We start from the raw sequence: 524 nt of genomic DNA, 5'->3' as shown, positions 1-524 counted from the left end.
CAGTCCGATGTACTTGGAGCGTTTTGGTGAGCCACATACGTTGTCGGAATTGGGACGGCATCAGTGCTTGGTTGGCTCGGTCGACTATTGGCACTTTAAGGAAAATAAACGCGATAAATCTTTACGCGTGTCGGGACGGATTAAATGCAACAGCGGTTTTGCTTTGGTGGACGCAGCGAAACGCGGGCTTGGTTTAGTGCAGCTGCCGGATTACTACGTTCAAGAAGCGTTAGACAGTGGTGAGTTAGTCGAAGTTCTGACCGATTACCGCGACGATCGCGAAGGCATTTGGGCGCTGTATCCGCAAAGTCGCAATTTGTCGCCAAAAGTGCGGTTATTGATCGACTTTTTGGCGCAAGAGTTGGCGTGATCAGCGCATCAACTGACGCAACGTGACATCCGGAAGCGCGGTCAGTTTTTTACTTTGCACCAAGAACAACTCCGCGCACGCCAAGGCATCACTGGCGGCTGAGTGCGATAAGTACCCCGGCAGGTGATAGTAGCGGCGCAAATCGTCTAACTGA

The 524-nt window shown here is 51.9% G+C and carries 1 protein-coding gene and 1 pseudogene; one reads left to right on the top strand and one right to left on the bottom strand.

What is annotated here, in order from left to right; all coding sequences use genetic code 11:
- Positions 1–370: LysR substrate-binding domain-containing protein (locus tag R7R24_RS30250; RefSeq protein WP_318120656.1), on the top strand; the 370-nt coding region annotated here is incomplete at its 5' end.
- Here the strand turns inward: R7R24_RS30250 and R7R24_RS30245 are convergent.
- Positions 371–524 (bottom strand): annotated as a pseudogene (locus tag R7R24_RS30245) (DNA polymerase III subunit epsilon); the annotation flags it as partial.

This window comes from Vibrio sp. 704, from assembly GCF_033339295.1.
The sequence above is the reverse complement of the archived record's forward strand: the minus strand, read 5'-3'. Positions and strand labels throughout refer to the sequence as shown.